Origin of the sequence: Ancylobacter defluvii (assembly GCF_018390605.1) — a bacterium.
Classification (GTDB): domain Bacteria; phylum Pseudomonadota; class Alphaproteobacteria; order Rhizobiales; family Xanthobacteraceae; genus Ancylobacter; species Ancylobacter defluvii.
Window position 1 is genome coordinate 68,535 of record NZ_JAHBGD010000002.1, and the last position, 14,365, is coordinate 82,899.

Consider the following 14,365-nt stretch of genomic DNA (forward strand, 5'->3'; position numbering starts at 1 on the left):
CCACCGTCAGGGCTTGATCACCAGTTCACGCGGAAAATTCGTCAGCACCTCCGGCGCGCCGGAGGCGGTGATGCGGAAGGTCTCGCTGAGCTCATAGCCCCAATCGTCCATCCACATGCCGAGGATCATGTGGAAGCACATATTTTCTTCCAGAACCGCCCGCTCGCCTTCGCGCAGGCTTAGCGTGCGCTCGCCCCAGTCCGGCGGATAGTTGAGGCCGATGGAATAGCCGATGCGCGAGGGCTTCTCGTAGCCGGCGCGGGCGATGACGCGGTTCCAGGCGCTCGCCACCTCATGCGCGGTGGTGCCGGCGCGGGCGGCATCGAGCGCCACGTCCATGCCCTCGGCGACCACCTTCACCACATCCAGCAGTTGCGCCGGCGGGGTGCCCATATACAGCGTGCGGGCCAGTGCGGCGTGATAGCGGGCATGGCAGCCGCCAAGCTCGAGATAGGCGACCTCGCCCTGCCGGTAGCGCTCGCCGGTCCAGGTGAGATGCGGCGCGGCGGTCTTCTCGCCATGCGGCACATTGGCGAGGGCGGCGGGATAATCGCCCCAGAAGCCGGCGGTACCGCGAAACTGCGCGGCAGTGATCTCGGCCACCGCGTCGCATTCGCGCACCCCCGACGCCACGGTTTCCATGCCGACCTTCATCGCATGGGAGACGATGGCGGCGGCGCCGCGCATCAAGGCGACCTCCGCCTCGGATTTCACCAGCCGGACCCAGGCGACCAGCAGCTCGGTATCGACCAGGCGGGCGGCCGGCAGCGCCTTGCCGAGCTCGAGATAGGCGCGGGCGGTGAAATAGAAGGCGTCGAGGTCGACGCCGATGGTGGCGCGGTCCCACCCCAGATCGGCGATCACGCCGGCGAGGAACTGCGCCGGGTGCAGGGTCGGGGAATCGACATGGGTCTCGGGGTAGGCCCGGATGGACTCCGCGGCGAGGAAGCTGGTGAGGCGGGCGCCGGGCGCATCCATCGCCCGGCCGACCCAGAGCGGCTCCTCGCGGTCGAGGCCGACCACCACATATTGGTGCACGTAGAACGACCAGCCGTCATAGCCGGTGAGGTAGTTCATGCTCGCCGGATCGGCGCAGATGAGTATGTCGAGGCCGCGCTCGCGCATGCGCGCCTTCACCCGTTCGAGGCGGCCGAGATACTCCTCACGCGCGAAAACCGGCATCCGCCTTTCTCCTTGCCCGCCGCTCAGAACAGATGCGGCAGCGCGGCGCGGAAGTGCCGGATCGCCTCGACATGCGCCTGCGGATCCGACAGGCCGCCGATGGCCGCCTTGTTCCAGCGCTTCTCTTCCTCGACCCAGCGCTCCGGCATGGTGTTGACGGTGATGTGGGTGGCACCGATGGCGCGCCAGGCTTCCACCTCCTCCTTCAGCTCCGCCGGGGTGCGGTCGATGATGGTCATGGTCGCCTCGATGCCGATGGCGTCCGGGTCGCGGCCATAGGAGCGGGCCAGCTCGCGCATGGTCTCGATGCCGCGCCGGCCGGTATCGTCGGCCTGGAAGTTCGGCAGCCAGCCATCGCCGAGCCGGGCGACGCGGCGGATGGCAGCGTCCGAGACGCCGCCGATCCAGATCGGGATCGGCCGCTGCACCGGCAGCGGGTTGATGCCGCCATCCTCGATGCGGTGATACTTGCCCTCATAAGTGATCAGATCGGCGCACCAGAGCTTGCGCAGAACATCAATCTGTTCGTCCATCCGCTTACCGCGATTGCCGAATTCCTCGCCGCAAGCCTCGAATTCCTCCGGCTTCACCCCGACCCCGACGCCGAGCCGCAGCCGGCCGCCGGAAAGCAGGTCCACCTCCGCCGCCTGCTTGGCGACCAAAGCGGTGCCGCGCATCGGCAGCACCAGCACGCCGGTGACGAAATCGATCTTGCTGGTGACCGCTGCCAGATAGCCGAACAGCACGAACAGCTCGTGGAACATGTCCTCGGCGTCGTGCACATAGGTCCAGCCCGGCCGGCTGGCCTTGTTGAGACCGATGATCTGGTCGAAGGCGGTGAGGTGGGTGTAGCCGAGCTCCTCGGCGACGACGGCGAATTCCTTGATGGTCTTCGGATCGGTGCCGATCTCGAATTGCGGGAACAGGGCGCCGATCTTCATAAGGCTTCTCCAAGCGGGTGGCGGGTCGCGAGAGGCCCCGCCGCTTTCATGTGTTTAGGACGTGGCAGGCGCCGGCAAAAGTCGGGGGAACCACTCAAAGGCTGGCCGCGACGGCCTCGATCGCCTGCCGTGTGGCGTCGACGACGATGTCGGCCTCCTCGCGGGTGAGGCATAGCGGCGGGGCGAAGCCGATAATGTCGCCCTGCGGCATGGCGCGGGCGATGACCCCGCGCTCCAGCATCGCGCTGGCGACACGCACGCTCACCTTGTTCGGCGGATCGAAGAACACCCGATCCGCCTTGTCCTTCACCAGTTCGACGGCGGCGAGCATGCCTTCGCCGCGCACCTCGCCGACCAGGGGATGATCGGCCAGCGCCTCGGCGAGCGCGCCGCGCAGATAGGGCCCGACCTCGCGGACATTGGCGAGCAGGTCGAGCTCGTCGATCAGTTGCAGGTTGGCGACGCCGGCGGCGGCGCAGAGCGGGTGCGAGGAATAGGTCCAGCCATGGCCGATGGGCCCGAATTTGTCCGAGCCCTCGACGAGGATCTTCCACAGCTTCTCCGACACGATGACGCCGGAGAGCGGCGCATAGGCCGAGGTGAGGCCCTTGGCGATGGTGATCAGGTCCGGCTCCAGCCCGTAGAAATCCGAGCCGAACATGGTGCCGAGGCGGCCGAAGCCGGTGATCACCTCGTCGACCACCAGCAGGATGTCGTATTTCTTCAGCACCGCCTGGATCTTCGGCCAGTAGCCGGCCGGCGGCGGCACGATGCCGCCGGTGCCGAGCAGCGGCTCGCCGACAAAGGCGGCGATGGTGTCCGGGCCCTCGGCGAGGATCATCTCCTCCAGCCGGGCGGCGCAGAAATCGGCGAACTGTTCCTCGGTGAGGCTGCGGTCGGCGCGGCGGAAATAATACGGCGCCTCGGTGTGCAGGATCGGCCCGAGCGGCAGGTCGAACAGGTTGTGGAAGCCGGCAAGGCCGGTGAGGCTGCCGGTCATCAGGCCGGAGCCGTGATAGCCGCGCCAGCGCGAGATGATCTTCTTCTTCTCCGGCCGGCCGAGCACGTTGTTGACGTACCAGATCAGCTTGATGTTGGTCTCGTTGGCGTCCGAGCCCGACAGGCCGAAGAACACCCGGCTCATGCCCTTCGGCGCGCGATCGATGACCATCTTGGCCAGCTCGATCGACGGCTCGGAGCCGTGGCCGGCATAGGCATGATAATAGGCGAGCTTGTGCGCCTGGTCGGCGATGGCGTCGGCGATGGATTTCCGGCCATAGCCGACATTTACGCAATAAAGTCCGCCGAAGGCATCGAGGCTGCGGCGACCGTCGCGATCGACGATATAGACCCCCTCGCCGCCGGTGACGATGCGGTTCGGCGTCTCGCCGCGCGCATGCTGCGCCATATGGGTCGAGGGGTGGAAGAAGTGATCCCGGTCCCAGGCGTGGAGGTGGTTGTCGGTGGGGCCGGAATGGTCGAGCATGGTCTTCTCCCGTCACATCTGCGGCGCACGGCCCGTGGGGCCGGCGTCATGCGGCCCGATGATAGGCGCCGCCGCGACGAGACAGTCCCGCCAAGCCGGAGCATCTGCCGGTGACATTTCGGATAATACTTAAAAGCAGCTAATTTTTTTCGGCCCGCCGACCCGTTGGCTACCGTTGCCGGCGGCAGCCCGGAAAAAGGACCCGGACACAGCTCAACGGGCGTGTCGCCGGCATTTCCGGTCATGGGCGGCGGGTTGAAACGGCGTCCCGAAGTAGCAGGAAGACCGGGGGGACTGGCGTAGATCCATATGATCTTGCGGGTGTCGCCGAAGAATTTCAGCACGCCGGCTCACAGCTCGATGCGATAAGCGCCCGCTTCTGTGGAAGCATTGGGCCGACGTTAGCACGTCCACCTGGGAACGATCCTGTCCGGCGCCTGCCCGTTGATCGCCCATACAGGCCTGCATGGTCCCACGCGCTGCGGAAAATATGGAGCCGATCGCGCATCTTTCTCTTGGAATCTGCGCGGGGAGCTTTTGTCTAGAATCGCCGGCTTCGAGCCTGAAAGGGATCAGTATGCTCCCACATACCCACCCCATTCAACCCAACAATCGCTATAATTATCAATGAGTTGAATGGCGACCCCGCCTGGGCTCGAACCAGGGACCTGCCGCTTAGAAGGCGGCTGCTCTATCCAGCTGAGCTACGGGGCCACACACCGCTGGCGATGCAGAGGGCGCAGGACGCATCATTCCGCGCCGGCGGCGCGACCGGAATAGGCTTCAATGCGTCCACTGACCGACGCGGCGAAAGCTGAAATTGTCGGAATAGGCGATGCGGCGCCGGTTCGGCTCCTTCGGCTCCTGCAGCTGGAAGGCGATGCCGTGCCGCTCGGCATAGGCAACCGCCTCTTCCTTGCTGTCGAAGCCCAGCCGCAGCTGGCTCTTCATGTCGCCGGAGCTGGTGTAGCCCATCAGCGGCTCCACTTGGCGGGGCTGCTCAGGCTCGTAATCCAGCACCCACAGCTTGGTCTTGGCGGTGCCCGATTGCATCGCGTTGCGGCTCGGCTTGTAGATGCGTGCAACCATAGACCTGCGCTCCCAAATCCCCGCGAACCCAAGGCCCGCGACCCCGTTCTCTCCAGCGGCGAAGACGACGAAGCGCGGCGCGTGTCCGGTCTGGTCGGGGCAGCAGGATTCGAACCTGCGACCTGAAGTTCCCAAAACTTCCGCGCTACCGGGCTGCGCTATACCCCGCCGACCGAAACCGTTGTGCTCCAACGAAATCCGACGGCAGCAGCGCCACCGTCGGGGACATGAAATGGCACAGAGACGCCGGCAATGGCAAGGGCATGAACCAAAACTCCCGACAAACCGAGACGCTGTGTTTCGGATATGCCGCTCCGAATGCAGCGCCCCTGGCCGCAAGCGGCAGCGCCCTCGCCTGCCGGCCGATCGGCACCCCGCGGCCAGAGCGGCGATTCCGGCGGAATCGGCCGGCACGCTATTTCGCGGTGAAGAAGCGGTGCTGGACGTGGTCGCCGACCGCAATGCCGCGCGCCTTCGCGGTGCCGGCCGGCAGTTCGAGCACGCCACGCACCGGCTCGCCGGATTCGATGGTCTGGGTGGAAAGCGGCGTTGTGTCGGCGGCGATGCGGGCGATGCGCCCATCGGCGCGGATGAACAGCATGTCGAGCGGAATATAGGTGTTCTTCATCCACATATAGACCGGCTGCGACACCGCGAAATCGAACAGCATGCCTGTATTGGCGGCAAGCTCGGTGCGGTACATCAGCCCCTTGGCACGCTCCTCGGCGTTTACCGCGATCTCGACGTCGAAGGTGACCGGCCCCGAACGGGTGATGATGGTCGCCTTCTCGAAGCTGGCCGCGCGAGCGGCCTGCGGCGCCAGCGCAACGAGGAGGATACCGAGCGCCAGCACAGCGGCCGGCAGGGCGGAGAGGCGGAAGGGAGCGATCATGGCGTGATGGTCTTGCTGTGGCAGCCTGCAAGGCGAGGCGCAGGAGGCGCCTCGCATGCTCGGACGGAGAACCGGGAAGGCACCAGCGCAACATGGCGCCGATATGACCGGCCCGGCGGCCGGTGATCGTTCAAGGGTCGGGAATTCAGTGCGAGGACGGCATTGAGGAACCGTCCGGCCGAACTTCGGCGGCCATCAGCCCCTTCGGCCCCGGCCCGAAGCGCACCAGCACCACCTGGCCGGGGCGCAATTCGGTGAGGCCGTGGCGGCGCAGCGTTTCCATGTGGACGAAAATGTCGGGCGTGCCGTCACCGCGGCTGAGGAAGCCGAAGCCGCGCAGGCGGTTGAACCACTTCACCGTGGCCCGCTCGAAGCCGCCGGTGGGCTGCACCGCGACATGGGTACGCGCCGGCGGCAGCTGCGAATGATGCAGCGCCGTCGTCTCGTCCATGGATATGACGCGCAGCGCCTGGAAGCCGCGCTCGCGCGCCACCACCTCGCAGACGACGCGGGCGCCCTCCTGCGCGGTCTGGAAACCGCCCCGGCGCAGACAGGTCACGTGCAGCAGTATGTCGCCGCCGCCCTGATCGGGAATGATGAAGCCGTAGCCCTTGGAGACGTCGAACCATTTGATGGAGCCGGCGACCTGGATGACGGCGGCATCCGCACCGGACGCCTCGTCGAGATCTCCAGCCGGCCCGCCACGCGCGTCCAGACCGTAACGTGGCGAAGATCCGTCGGACACCATCGACCCACCCCACTTGCGGCAGCGCCCCCGCCGCCGAGTTTCAGCATAGCCCGCGATTCCAGCAGCGGCGAGCATAGCACCCGATTCCGCCACGAAAACACCCCAATCGATTCAAAAAGCCGCACTGTGGCTATTGGATTTCATCCAAGATGTCGCCGATATCGGCATGGATCGCCAGATCGGCGAGCGTGTCGAACTTGGTCGGCTCGCGGTTGATGATCACCAGCGTCGCCCCGTTCCTCTTGGCTTCCAAGGGAAATCCGGCCGCGGGATATACCACGAGCGAGGAACCGATGGCCAGAAACACATCGCAACCCTGTGTAAACTGGCGGGCCCGCAGCATCGCCTCGGCCGGCATCGCCTGACCGAAGGAAATCGTCGCGGTCTTGACCGGCCCATCGCACGCCGGGCAATCCGGCGCCCGCCCGCCCAGCGCATCGAATCGCGTCCGCACCCAGGAAAGCTCGTGCCGCAACCCGCAGGCGAGGCAGGTGGCGTAGGTGGAATTGCCGTGCAGTTCGACGAGCCGCTCCTCCGGCACGCCGGACGCCTGGTGCAGCCCGTCTATGTTCTGCGTGACCACGGCGGCGAGACGTCCGTCGCCGACCATGCGGGCGAGCGAGCGATGGCCGCGGCCGGGCCGGGCGCCGCCGAACGCCTCCTCCATGGCGAAGCGCCGACGCCAGGCCTCGTCGCGCATCGGCTGGCTCGACAGGAAGGTCTCGAAATCGATCGGCCGGTTGCGGGTCCACAGCCCGCCGGGCGAGCGGAAATCGGGAATGCCGCATTCGGTGGAGATGCCGGCGCCGGTAAACGCGACACCGGCGCGCATGCCGGCGAGGATATCGGCCAGCGCCTCCCGCCCGGACTTGATGTCGTCGTCGAGGACCATATGTTGCTGCCGCCTGTTCATTGTCCGGCCCGCAGGCCCGACATCCGCTGATTCAGCCGAGGAAGCCATGAAATATCTGCACACCATGGTGCGCGTCACCGACATCGATGCCTCGCTCGACTTCTACGTCAACAAGCTCGGCCTCGAGGAGGTGCGTCGCAAGGAGGTTCCGCAGGGGCGCTATACGCTGATCTTTCTCGCCGCCCCCGGCCAGGCCGGCGTCGCCGAGGTCGAGCTGACCTATAATTGGGACCCGGAGGCCTATGGCGAAGGTCGCAATTTCGGCCACCTCGCCTATGAGGTGGATGACATCTACGCTACCTGCCAGAAGCTGATGGACGCCGGCGTCACCATCAACCGCCCGCCGCGCGACGGCTACATGGCGTTCATCCGCTCGCCCGACAACGTCTCCATCGAGCTGCTGCAGAAGGGCGGCGCCAAGGAGCCGCAGGAGCCCTGGACCTCCCTGCCCAATACCGGCAAGTGGTGAGGTCCCCTCGCCCGGCTGGCGGGGCGGACGAGCCTCTCGCCCTCAGCGCTCCGGCCCGGTCCTGAACCGCGCGAAGGCGGCGCGCAACCGCGCCGCCAACCGGGTGCCGCCCTGCCAGAGCGCGCTGGTGCGCAGCACCTCAAGCACCGCGCCGCGCATCTTCAGCATCAACCCGACGCCCCAGGCGAACCAGGGGAAGGTCATCAGCTTCGGCTTGCCGGCGCTGTAGATGCGCTCCACCACTATGAAACTGGCGAGATAGGCCAGCCCGAGCGCGAGGGTGCCGGACGCGTAGTGGCCGCGCGCCGCCCAGACCAGCGCCAGGAACTTCATCGGCTCGACGATCGCCAGCGGCACCGCCAGCAGGATGAGGATGGCAAAACGCCCGTGCCCGGCCACCCAGGCCTCGAAGCGCTGCATCGGCCGCCACCGCGCCACCGTCGCGATCAGCGGGCGATAGATCGGGCGCGCCAGCTCGTCGAGAACGACGATCAGCACGATGACGGCTTCGAAGAGAAGGCGCGGAAGCGATTTCAACAGTTTCAGCATGGCAGGCGTGACAATCAGCAGCGCTAAGGCGGCGAGATTAAGCCCGAGGCACGACCGGCGCTATCGGCTTCGCCCGGAAGCCCGCCTGCCCGGTCGTTGCCTGCAAGAGCGGAGCGTCAGGGTCAGGCGGTTTCAACGGCAGCGGCGGAGACGCCGCGAGCCACCGCCATCCGCTCAGACGAGATGCCGCAGGGCTTGGGTGCCGTCGCGCATCGGCGCACCAATGCGGGGCAGGCTCCCAATGGCAACGCGCGCCATTCATGCCGCGATGCAATATACGACTTCCTGGAACGCCGTCCCCAGAGGAGGGCCGGTTTAGCGCCACTCCGGCATTTGTCGCGCCCATCTTCCGCCGTACGTTGCAGAAATTACTCTCCCTCAACCTGGCAGAGAGCGCTCAATTCATTTTCTTCCGTCTTGCCAAGGGGATCGAAGCTGGGTTAGCTTTATGCTGCGATTGCTCACTTGGGCCTTTTTGTATTTTATTATGGGGATAAGAAGGTGGCTGATTTCTCTTGTCCGATTTGCGGGGGCGACAAGTTTGTCGACTTCCGGGGACGCACTCTGGAAGAGTGTAAGAAGTGCAAGTCGAAAGCCCGAGAGCGTGCCGAGATTCTTGCCCTGAAATGCCTCGGATATTTCGAGAGCAAGAAGAAAAAGATCCTGCATATCCTGCCGGATCGGGCGGCAGCGCGGTTTCTGAGCAAAACCTACGGCAAGGGCTACACTGCCAAGACGATCGACAGCATGGCCGTCGATTTCGTCGAGTGCGAGTCGTATCCTGATCTCGACGCGCTGATTGAATCGGCCAACGACAAGTACGACATCATCCTGCACAACAATGCGCTCGAAATTCTGAGCGGTCTGCCGATGGACGCCGTGACGAAGCTCGACGGCCTTCTCAAGCCGAACGGCATTCACCTGTTCACCGTGACCGTGCGCGGGCCGCGCACCGACGAAGGCGGCGGGCTCATGCTCGACGAAGCCGAGCGTTCGAAGCGGTTCGGTCGCGGCGATCGCAACCGGCTGTTCGGTGCCGCCGACTTCCCGCGCGCCCTGGCCACCGTGCGTCGCCAGAGCAACCCCCGCTTCAATTTCGCGGCGCGCTTCTCGGATTCGGACCTCGATCGCTGGCGCATTCCGCCGAGTGAGTTCCGTGACATCAATAGCAATACCGTGTTCTATTACGTAGCCCCGTCGTTTAGCGAGGTCGTCGTCGAGGCAACCGCGGCGGCTTGAGGGTTGACGCCGCTGTAGTTGAAGGTCGCGCATGAAGACGAATCTGGCCGAATCCTCCCTTGATGGCGTGCGGGTTTCCGGCGCGCGGGCTTTCGTACGGGGCGGATGGTCGATCGTCCTCAAGCAGGGAGCGACCAAGGCGGCGTATAGCACCGTCTCGATGCCGTTGATCGGTGACGGCGGCGGCGTCGTGGTGCCCGGCCTGCGCGTGCTGGGCATCCAGGATGATGGGTTTCTCCGCATCGAAGCGGAGATTCCCGTCGATCCCCAGGATCATCGTTTTCCGATTGCGGTCGCTTTCGTCATCGGCGGCGCCGACGGCGAGGAAGCCGGTATCATCGATGCGATCGAGATCGTCCGGCGCGGCAAGGGCGGCAAGCTGGTGTCTATCGTCGTCGCCGTCGACAACAATATCGATGTGACTCCCTACGCCGTCGGCCATGAGATCGCTCTCCGGCCGGAGGATCAGGAAGCGCTCAAGGAAGCCTATGACGACATCGCCACCAACCGGATTCCGGGTGGCGTCAGCGATACGCTGCATCTGGATTTCGTGATCCGCTCGCCGCGTGTCGCGGTGCGCCTCGGATTGGCGACGGTCGTCAAGGAAGGCGATCTGCAGAACGGTACGCAATATAATGGCGTTCCGCTCCCCTCCATCGGATCGCTGCGCGAAGAAGGCGCCCCGGCTGTCGCGGCACCGGCGATGGCCACGGTGCTGCCGCTGTTCTCCCCCGCCGTCGCGACTAAGCCGACGGTCGAGGCCGCGGCCGTGGAAGCGGCCCCGGCGGCCGTCACCGCGCCTGCTCCCCCTCCGCCGCCGGCTCCGAGCATCGCCTCCAAGGATCTCAAGGCGATCGACAACGAGATCGGGCACCTCGAGCGGGCATTGTGGGGCGGCTATTCGCAGGTGGCGCAGGAAAGCCTGCTGCGCATCGCCAAGTCGCGCCTATCGCACCCGGAAGCACGGGTGCGGGCCAGCTGGGAGCTGTCGCGCTGGTTCTCGGTGAAGGGCGATTTTCGCCAAGTGGCGGAACTGCTCGGCGAAGTGCGCACGCTTTCCAAACCCTTCGCCCGTCGCAAGACCTTCCGGCTCGTCGAGATCAATGCGTTGTTGCAGATCGGCGACCTCGACACCGCCGCCAAGCGCGTCGAGGATGCGGCGAAGGGACGACCCGACGACAATGATTACCGGCTGATGGGTACCAACGTCGCCTATCTGCGCGCGGTCAACAATCCCGAGCGGCTGAAGGAGATGAGCGCGGAGCGCCTCGCGGCGTTCAACGCGATGTTCGCGCAGGACGGACTGGCGACGCTCATCGTCGATCTCGACAAGGAAGAGCTGAATATCAACAGCCTGCGCTGCGACGCGACCGACCGCTGGATCACCGACGGTCCGAAGATCAGCGTGCTCATGGCCGCCTACGGCGCGGAAGAACATCTGCACCTCGCGGTGGAATCGATCCTCGCCCAGACCTGGCGCAACCTCGAACTGGTCATCGTCGAGGATTGCAGCCCGGACGGCACTTGGGAGCGGATGCAGCATTTCGCCGCCCTCGACGATCGCGTGCGTATCTTCCGCAACAGCGAGAACCAGGGCGCGTACATCACCCGCAACAACGCGCTGGGCTATGCCACCGGCGAGTACATCACCGTCCATGATAGTGACGACTGGTCGCATCCCGAGATGCTGGCGGCGCAGATGAAGCCGTTCCTCGAACGCGACCCGGAGGAGGTGAAGGCCACCTTCACCATGATGTGCCGCGTGACGCCGGATCTGCGCTTCGGAATCCGCCCGAGCCGCCGCAATCTTGAAACCGTGCATCGCAGCTATCCCTCGCTGCTGGTGCGCCGCAGCGACCTCGATCAGGTCGGCGTGTGGGACGGCGTGCGCGCCAATGCCGACGCAGAGATGGTCGCGCGCCTGCGCAACAAGTTCGGCCCCGAGCGGCTGGTCGACGCCCTGCCCAACACGCCGATGTCGTTCTTCCTGGTCCGTCCGGAATCGCTGACCGAGCAGGGCGAGACCAGCCTGCTCAGCCTCACCTTCGGCGTGCGCCATGAATATGACCGCCAGGTCGAGTACATGCGGCGCAAGTGGGAGGCCGAAGGTGTCATCCCCGGCGAGCGTGCGAGCAAGAAGGAACCCTTCGCCTCGCCGCAGCTGCTGCTGCCCTATCATATGCGGCCGGAACCGAAATACGACATGATCCTGGTCTCGGATCTGTCGCTGCTCGGCGGCACGCGCGGCTGCAATCTCGGCTATATCGATGCCGCGGTGGCGGCGGGACAGCGTGTCGGCCTGTTCCACTGGCCGCGTGGCGATCTACGCCTGCTGCCGGACATCGACCCCGCCTATCGCGACCGCAACCAGCTCGAGCAGGTGGACATCATCACCTGCGAAGAAGAAGCTGAGTGCAACCTGCTGATCCTGCATCACCCGCCGGTGATGAAGTACATGCTGGACCGTTTCCCGCGGATCACCACCAAGCACGGGGTGATCCTGGTGAACCAGCTGCCCTATCAGGTGCTGGGCGGACAGAACGTCTTCTACGAGCCCTTGATCGCTGAACGCGATTTCCGGCGTCTGTTCGGGGTGCGGCCGCTCTGGGCGCCGATTTCAACCTTAGTGCGGCGCCATCTCGACGAGCAGGACAGCGGCCTGGCAATGACCGGCACCGACTGGCTGCCGCCGATCAACGTCCCGCTGCGAGACCCGCCGCCGCGCGACGCCTCCGGCCGGCCGCCGGTCATCGGCCGCCATGCCCGCGACCACTGGACCAAATGGCCGGAGCAGACCGCCTTGCTCTCGGCGGCCTATATGGTGGGAACCGATGTGCCGGTTAGGCTGCTGGGCGGCGCCAACACGCCGGAACGCCTGCTGAGCGGCATCCCGGAAAATTGGGAAGTGCTGGAGTTCGACAGCATCCCCGTGCTCGACTTCATCGATTCCCTCGACTTCCTCGTGCATTTCCCGCACACGCAATATATCGAGGAATTCGGTCGCAACGTTGCCGAGGCCATGGCTCGCGGCGTGCCGGCCGTGTTGCCGCCGGTGTTCCGCGAGACATTCCACGACGCCGCCATCTATTGCGAGCCGCAAGAGGTCGGCGAAACCATACGACGGATATGGACTGATCAGGATCTCTATATGCACTATGCGCGTGCCGGGCGTGATTTCGTGGCGCAGAACTGCCACGTGACCTCGCTGCAAAACCGCATGTCCGGCATTCTGGGAACGGCATCTTGACGGAAACCGCCGTGCCCATAGAGACGCGCATCAGGCGCGTCGCCATTCTCGGTACATGCGTCAGTCGCGATATGATTCGTATCGCGACTGACGAAGCCGTGCAGGTGAAGAAATATCTCGCCCGCGGCACGGTGCGCTCGATACTCGCCAAATCGCCGGGTAATTTGTCTTACGGCGATCCGGCTGATCTACCGGGCTTCGAGCGGCGGAATTTCGAAACCGACATCGCCAAATCCGCCTTCAAGCAGCTGAGCAATGTCGAGGCCGATATCTGCATCGTCGACATGATCGACGAGCGGCTCGCCACCTGGAACAATGGCGATACCATTCTGGTGAATTCCAAGGGCTTCGAAGTGGCGGTGGGCAAGCTGCCGCCGCCCTGGAAGTACCGTTCCCCGTCGGCGATACGCGCGGAGACCTTGGAGCGGGCGCCCCTTTGGGCCACCAAGCTGAAGGAAGCGGTCGGAGCCATGCCGATCGTGATCCATCGCGCGGTGTGGGCGCCCGGTGGCGGCGCCGACGATGACGCCGTGCGTGATCAGAACGCCTTCCTCAACCAGCTTTACGACATTCTCTGCGCGACGCTGCCGGAGGCGGTGGCGGTACGCGCCGACGACGCCTTCCAGTACGCCGCGACGGAACATCAATGGGGCCCCGCCCCCTATCACTACATAGATCCGTATTACAAGAACGTCTGGGCGGCCATCGCTGCCCGTTTCCCCGCCGAAGCGCATTCGCAGCAGGATTGACCGCCAACTGCCGGTGCCGTACCCGACGACGAGCGGCGGACTTTTCCGCGCGCCCCGCCGCCTCGATCGGCGAAACCTCGCGACAACCTCGAGGGTGTCACCGGGGTAACACAGGCTTGGCTACCGACCCAGGACGATGCGGTCCTGCTCAGACCGAGGGCATCGCGCCGGTCTCCGACACGAATTTCTCGGCCAGCTTGTTCAGCACCACGTTCACCACTTCTTCCCGGTCTTCTTTCCAGAAGCCGGTCACGTGGTAAATGAAGGAGTCGGTCAGCTCGGAATCGCGCCAGTCCGTTCCAGGCTCGTTCATGAAGAGCGTGCTGTTGTTGAAACGCTTGTCAATTCGCTGCATCGAAACATCGTACTTCCGAAGCAGGTAATAGGATAGCGTCTGGTGCGGATAGCGGGCGAACAGCAGCGGCGCCGCCTCGATGATGTTCTTCGCGAGGAAGGCCGGAGAATATACCGCATCATACAGCATGACGCCGGTATTGGCGTAGAGAGCGGGGTCATAGACCACCTCCTCCCAGCCGTTCTTTGCCGCTTCGGCCTGAATCACTCGAAAGGAATCCTCGGCGTGATCCCGGCTGGTATGGGTATAGCCACACCGCCCCGGCTCGACGACGGAAAAGAGATCCGGCGCGGTGGGCGAGATGATGCAGGTGTCGTCCAGCATCAGCACGTTGGTGTAGCCCTCGTCCATCAGCTTGCCGACGCAATACTGCTTGAGAGCATACTCGAACTTATGCGGGCGCCCCGGCTTGTCAGGGAGATCGGGAAAAGGGAATTCGCTGCGCGACGGAGTGGTCTCGACTATCCGCAAATCCGCCTTGCACCGTTTCGCATAGCGTTCCATCC

Annotated in this window: 13 protein-coding genes and 2 tRNA genes; 4 read left to right on the top strand and 11 right to left on the bottom strand. The window is 65.0% G+C overall.

All coding sequences use genetic code 11. From position 1 onward, the window contains the following. Positions 1–6: 6 nt before the first annotated feature. The 9 genes from KHC24_RS00320 to KHC24_RS00360 all read right to left on the bottom strand — a co-directional run bounded on the left by KHC24_RS00320 (position 7) and on the right by KHC24_RS00360 (position 7,230). Positions 7–1,182: a M24 family metallopeptidase gene (locus KHC24_RS00320; protein ID WP_213358461.1), complete on the bottom strand. Its 1,176-nt coding sequence runs from the start codon at positions 1,180–1,182 to the stop codon at positions 7–9. A gap of 23 nt (positions 1,183–1,205) precedes the next feature. Then, entirely contained in the window at positions 1,206–2,123 is a 918-nt protein-coding gene (locus KHC24_RS00325; protein WP_213358462.1) for an LLM class F420-dependent oxidoreductase, read from the bottom strand. A 94-nt stretch (positions 2,124–2,217) separates the two neighbouring features. After that, positions 2,218–3,609 (bottom strand): aspartate aminotransferase family protein, encoded by a 1,392-nt coding sequence (locus KHC24_RS00330; protein WP_213358463.1) that lies wholly within the window; start codon positions 3,607–3,609, stop codon positions 2,218–2,220. A 637-nt stretch (positions 3,610–4,246) separates the two neighbouring features. Further along, a tRNA-Arg gene (locus KHC24_RS00335) sits at positions 4,247–4,323 on the bottom strand. Between the two features lie 69 nt (positions 4,324–4,392). Next, positions 4,393–4,698, bottom strand: coding sequence for an ETC complex I subunit (locus KHC24_RS00340; RefSeq protein ID WP_213358464.1), 306 nt, complete (start codon positions 4,696–4,698; stop codon positions 4,393–4,395). Between the two features lie 91 nt (positions 4,699–4,789). Further along, a tRNA-Pro gene (locus KHC24_RS00345) sits at positions 4,790–4,866 on the bottom strand. Between the two features lie 247 nt (positions 4,867–5,113). After that, a complete protein-coding gene (locus tag KHC24_RS00350; protein ID WP_213358465.1) occupies positions 5,114–5,590 on the bottom strand; it encodes a DUF192 domain-containing protein in 477 nt (158 codons plus the stop codon). Positions 5,591–5,735: 145 nt separating this feature from the next. Then, positions 5,736–6,338, bottom strand: coding sequence for a cold-shock protein (locus KHC24_RS00355; RefSeq protein ID WP_213358466.1), 603 nt, complete (start codon positions 6,336–6,338; stop codon positions 5,736–5,738). Positions 6,339–6,468: 130 nt separating this feature from the next. Continuing rightward, a complete protein-coding gene (locus tag KHC24_RS00360) occupies positions 6,469–7,230 on the bottom strand; it encodes an SIR2 family NAD-dependent protein deacylase (protein WP_213358467.1) in 762 nt (253 codons plus the stop codon). A 67-nt stretch (positions 7,231–7,297) separates the two neighbouring features. On the opposite strand from KHC24_RS00360, the gene KHC24_RS00365 reads away from it, so the two are divergent. Next, positions 7,298–7,720 carry a VOC family protein gene (locus tag KHC24_RS00365; RefSeq protein ID WP_213358468.1) on the top strand — a complete coding sequence of 141 codons (423 nt, stop codon included), beginning with the start codon at positions 7,298–7,300 and terminating at the stop codon, positions 7,718–7,720. Between the two features lie 42 nt (positions 7,721–7,762). Here the strand turns inward: KHC24_RS00365 and KHC24_RS00370 are convergent, their stop codons facing one another. Then, on the bottom strand, positions 7,763–8,269 hold the full coding sequence (locus KHC24_RS00370) for a hypothetical protein (RefSeq protein ID WP_213358469.1): 507 nt from the start codon (positions 8,267–8,269) through the stop codon (positions 7,763–7,765). 501 nt (positions 8,270–8,770) lie between these two features. Between KHC24_RS00370 and KHC24_RS00375 the strand changes: the two genes are divergently transcribed. Genes KHC24_RS00375 through KHC24_RS00385 form a run of 3 tightly spaced genes read left to right on the top strand, consistent with a single transcriptional unit; the run spans position 8,771 to position 13,504 of the window. Next, positions 8,771–9,508 carry a hypothetical protein gene (locus tag KHC24_RS00375; RefSeq protein WP_213358470.1) on the top strand — a complete coding sequence of 246 codons (738 nt, stop codon included), beginning with the start codon at positions 8,771–8,773 and terminating at the stop codon, positions 9,506–9,508. A 31-nt stretch (positions 9,509–9,539) separates the two neighbouring features. Beyond that, positions 9,540–12,755 carry a glycosyltransferase gene (locus tag KHC24_RS00380; protein ID WP_213358471.1) on the top strand — a complete coding sequence of 1,072 codons (3,216 nt, stop codon included), beginning with the start codon at positions 9,540–9,542 and terminating at the stop codon, positions 12,753–12,755. Positions 12,756–12,766: 11 nt separating this feature from the next. Further along, positions 12,767–13,504 (top strand): DUF6270 domain-containing protein, encoded by a 738-nt coding sequence (locus KHC24_RS00385; RefSeq protein WP_271180574.1) that lies wholly within the window; start codon positions 12,767–12,769, stop codon positions 13,502–13,504. 148 nt (positions 13,505–13,652) lie between these two features. Here the strand turns inward: KHC24_RS00385 and KHC24_RS00390 are convergent, their stop codons facing one another. Continuing rightward, positions 13,653–14,363, bottom strand: a complete 711-nt coding sequence (locus KHC24_RS00390) for a hypothetical protein (RefSeq protein WP_213358473.1) — start codon at positions 14,361–14,363, stop codon at positions 13,653–13,655. Positions 14,364–14,365: the final 2 nt, after the last annotated feature.

Excerpts from the sequence above, each read along its gene's own strand:
- KHC24_RS00390 (WP_213358473.1), bottom strand. The coding sequence starts at position 14,363 with ATGGAACGCTATGCGAAACGGTGCAAGGCGGATTTGCGGATAGTCGAG.
- KHC24_RS00365 (WP_213358468.1), top strand. The coding sequence starts at position 7,298 with ATGAAATATCTGCACACCATGGTGCGCGTCACCGACATCGATGCCTCG.
- KHC24_RS00360 (WP_213358467.1), bottom strand. The coding sequence starts at position 7,230 with ATGGTCCTCGACGACGACATCAAGTCCGGGCGGGAGGCGCTGGCCGAT.
- KHC24_RS00330 (WP_213358463.1), bottom strand. The coding sequence starts at position 3,609 with ATGCTCGACCATTCCGGCCCCACCGACAACCACCTCCACGCCTGGGAC.
- KHC24_RS00355 (WP_213358466.1), bottom strand. The coding sequence starts at position 6,338 with ATGGTGTCCGACGGATCTTCGCCACGTTACGGTCTGGACGCGCGTGGC.
- KHC24_RS00380 (WP_213358471.1), top strand. The coding sequence starts at position 9,540 with ATGAAGACGAATCTGGCCGAATCCTCCCTTGATGGCGTGCGGGTTTCC.
- KHC24_RS00320 (WP_213358461.1), bottom strand. The coding sequence starts at position 1,182 with ATGCCGGTTTTCGCGCGTGAGGAGTATCTCGGCCGCCTCGAACGGGTG.
- KHC24_RS00325 (WP_213358462.1), bottom strand. The coding sequence starts at position 2,123 with ATGAAGATCGGCGCCCTGTTCCCGCAATTCGAGATCGGCACCGATCCG.
- KHC24_RS00370 (WP_213358469.1), bottom strand. The coding sequence starts at position 8,269 with ATGCTGAAACTGTTGAAATCGCTTCCGCGCCTTCTCTTCGAAGCCGTC.
- KHC24_RS00350 (WP_213358465.1), bottom strand. The coding sequence starts at position 5,590 with ATGATCGCTCCCTTCCGCCTCTCCGCCCTGCCGGCCGCTGTGCTGGCG.
- KHC24_RS00340 (WP_213358464.1), bottom strand. The coding sequence starts at position 4,698 with ATGGTTGCACGCATCTACAAGCCGAGCCGCAACGCGATGCAATCGGGC.